Here is a 3,216-nt window from a genome sequence, read left to right on the forward strand (position 1 = left end):
ATAGTAGATTTAAAACTTTGCAACAGAACCGTTCCACCTACTATAACTTCATAAATAAGAAGCCTTCGAAGCGTGAAGTAGAAAATCAACGTTTGAGAAAATCACTCCTTGAGATTTATATGAAAGCCAAGAAAAGAATTGGAACGAGAGCTTTTAAAATCATTCTTCTGCGTGATTATGGCGTTAATATTTCTGAAGGCCGTATCTTAAGACTTCTCAAGTCTATGACACTCCCTAAAATGTCAACCATCAAACCTCGTTTTAAATCAAAGAAAGCTCCTGTATTTTCTTCTGATAATCTGCTTAAACAAGAATTTAACCCGAACTCCCCAAATCAAGTTTGGACAACAGATTTCACTTATATCTCTATAGGACCTAAACGACATGTTTATCTCTGTGCTATTCTTGACCTCTACTCAAGGAAATGTATTGCGTGGAAAGTAAGTGATAGGATTGATGCCAAACTCGCCTGTGACACCTTAGAGATAGCTATAAATAAGAGGAAGCCTAAGGAACCAATTATCTTTCATTCGGACCAAGGAAGCCAATTTAAATCAGCTTCCTTTAGAAAGTTATTAGATGAGCATCAATTGCTTGCTTCTTACTCCAAGCCTGGATATCCTTATGATAATGCCGTCACTGAGGTCTTTTTCAAGTATCTTAAACAACGAGAAATTAATCGCAGAACTTATCACTCCATTTAAGAAGTTCAACTCTCTTGCTTTGAATACATCGAACAATTTTATAACAATTATAATCCTCATTCCGCCAACAAGGGTTTAACTCCAAATCAGAAAGAAGAAAATTATTTTAAGAAAATATAGCTCATTTTGTGTCTAAATATTTGACATTGGTCCAGTGTACAATTGATTCATTCCGATACAAATGAAATGAAGGCAAATAATATTAAATTAGGCGATGTTTATTTTTTTTTTAGGTTTGCCTAATATTTTGCTTTAATTTGATAAAAAAGAGGTGTATACTTATAATATTCTTAAAGGAAGGTGGAAATATTTTGAAAGATACAACAAGTCAGTCTGGTAAAGAGCACAAACCTCGATTAATTCAGTATGCGAATGGTCCCTCTTTAGAGGAAATTAACGGAACTGTCGAGGTACCCAAAGGCAAAGGCTTTTGGAAAACCCTGTTCGCCTATTCTGGACCGGGAGCATTAGTTGCTGTGGGATATATGGATCCAGGCAACTGGTCTACTTCGATTACGGGTGGGCAAAACTTCCAGTATTTATTAATGTCGGTCATTTTAATGTCTAGTTTAATTGCAATGCTATTACAATATATGGCTGCTAAATTGGGAATTGTTAGTCAAATGGATTTAGCTCAAGCAATTCGAGCGAGAACGAGTAAAAAACTAGGAATCATTTTATGGATTTTAACGGAATTAGCGATTATGGCAACAGATATTGCGGAAGTAATTGGCGCATCAATTGCTCTTTATTTACTTTTTAATATTCCGCTTGTCGTCGCAGTCTTTATTACGGTATTTGATGTTTTATTATTATTGTTGTTAACGAAAGTTGGTTTTAGAAAAATTGAAGCAATAGTTGTCTGTTTGATTTTTGTAATTCTTTTTGTGTTTGTTTATCAAGTAGCGTTGTCTGATCCTAATTGGGGGGATGTACTTAAAGGATTGGTTCCGACTGGTGAAACGTTCTCCTCTACACATTCAATTGGTGGTCAAACGCCTTTAACTGGTGCATTAGGAATTATTGGTGCAACCGTTATGCCTCATAATTTATATCTACATTCGGCTGTGTCTCAGACTCGAAAGATAAATCGTACGGATGAAGATGAAATCGCCAATGCTGTACGATTTTCAACATGGGATTCTAACATTCAATTGACTCTTGCTTTTTTTGTTAACTCCTTATTGCTCATAATGGGAGTTGCTGTTTTTAAAACAGGGGCAGTGAAAGATCCATCATTCTTTGGGTTGTATGAGGCTTTATCAAATTCGGATACATTGAGTAACGGAATTTTAATCACCGTTGCAAAATCAGGTCTTCTTTCTACATTATTCGCAGTCGCGTTACTAGCTTCTGGACAAAATTCAACGATTACCGGAACTTTAACTGGACAAGTAATTATGGAGGGATTCATTCATATGAAAATGCCAATTTGGCTAAGACGTTTAATTACGCGTTTGATTTCAGTTATCCCAGTGTTAATCTGTGTAATTATTACAAGCAGGCAAGGAACGATTCGGGAGCACACAGCGTTAAATACACTAATGAATAATTCACAAGTCTTCTTAGCTTTTGCGTTACCATTTTCGATGGCACCATTATTAATGATGACCAATAGTGAGGTGGAAATGGGAAGCCGGTTTAAAAATTCGATAGTTATTCGGATACTAGGATGGGGTTCAGTAATTGGATTGACATATTTAAATTTGATTGGATTGCCCGGCCAAATTGAAGGTTTTTTTGGTGAAAAGGTGACATCAAGCCAACTTGTACTAGCTGATTCTATTGCCTATGTCATTATCGTCGCAGTATTACTACTGTTAGCGTGGACAATTATTGAACTGTATAAAGGAAATAAAAAATATAATCAATTAATTAATGAAAGGTAAGATGCACTATGGAAGGATTTGATGAATTTAAAAATATTTTAGTTGGGGTAGATGAATCAGAAGGAGCTCAAAAAGCCTTTCAATATGCTGTAAAGCAAGCGAGTAAAACTGGAGCCGCATTACTGATTGCCTCAATTTTAGAAATTGAAGAGCTGAATGTTTATGAAGCGTTAGACCCTGAGTACTTGAGCCAGAAACAAAGTCAATTGTCACTTAATTTGGAAAAGTACAAACAATATGCAGAAAATAGCGGTGTAAAAAACATTCAGCTGTACAGTGGAGAAGGTGATCCGGCCGAGGAAATTACTAAGACGATTTTGCCAGCAACATCTGCAGATATCTTAATCATTGGATCGCGATCAATGCATGGAATTAAAGGATATTTTGGTTCGCATGCTACTTATATGGTTAAAAATTCTCCAATCTCAATTACAGTTATTAAGTAAATATTGCAGATAATATGTATTTGGGTCAATATCTTGGACAAATTGGTTCTGTTGCGAAGTTTGAAAATCAAACGCGCCCTCTCTGAACTCCAAATATCTTAGGCTGTTATTCCCATTAATACCTTGATTTCAGTAGACACCGAAAAGCCGAAGAGAGTGCCTTCTTTTCGGGTTTTC

2 protein-coding genes and 2 pseudogenes are annotated in these 3,216 nt (G+C 35.9%); 3 read left to right on the forward strand and 1 reads right to left on the reverse strand.

Annotated elements, in window-relative coordinates; all coding sequences use genetic code 11:
• From HMPREF2685_RS00020 to HMPREF2685_RS00030, 3 genes and pseudogenes are all read left to right on the forward strand, one after another.
• Nucleotides 1-840, forward strand: a pseudogene (locus HMPREF2685_RS00020) (IS3 family transposase); the annotation flags it as partial.
• A 145-nt stretch (nt 841-985) separates the two neighbouring features.
• Entirely contained in the window at nt 986-2,593 is a 1,608-nt protein-coding gene (locus HMPREF2685_RS00025) for an Nramp family divalent metal transporter (protein WP_070464520.1), read from the forward strand.
• 8 nt (nt 2,594-2,601) lie between these two features.
• A complete protein-coding gene (locus HMPREF2685_RS00030) occupies nt 2,602-3,039 on the forward strand; it encodes a universal stress protein (protein ID WP_003106725.1) in 438 nt (145 codons plus the stop codon).
• A gap of 98 nt (nt 3,040-3,137) precedes the next feature.
• On the opposite strand, the pseudogene HMPREF2685_RS10335 reads toward HMPREF2685_RS00030, so the two are convergent.
• Nucleotides 3,138-3,216 (reverse strand): annotated as a pseudogene (locus tag HMPREF2685_RS10335) (IS6 family transposase); the annotation flags it as partial.

The organism is Streptococcus sp. HMSC074F05, from assembly GCF_001808725.1.
Taxonomy (GTDB): domain Bacteria; phylum Bacillota; class Bacilli; order Lactobacillales; family Streptococcaceae; genus Streptococcus; species Streptococcus parasanguinis_I.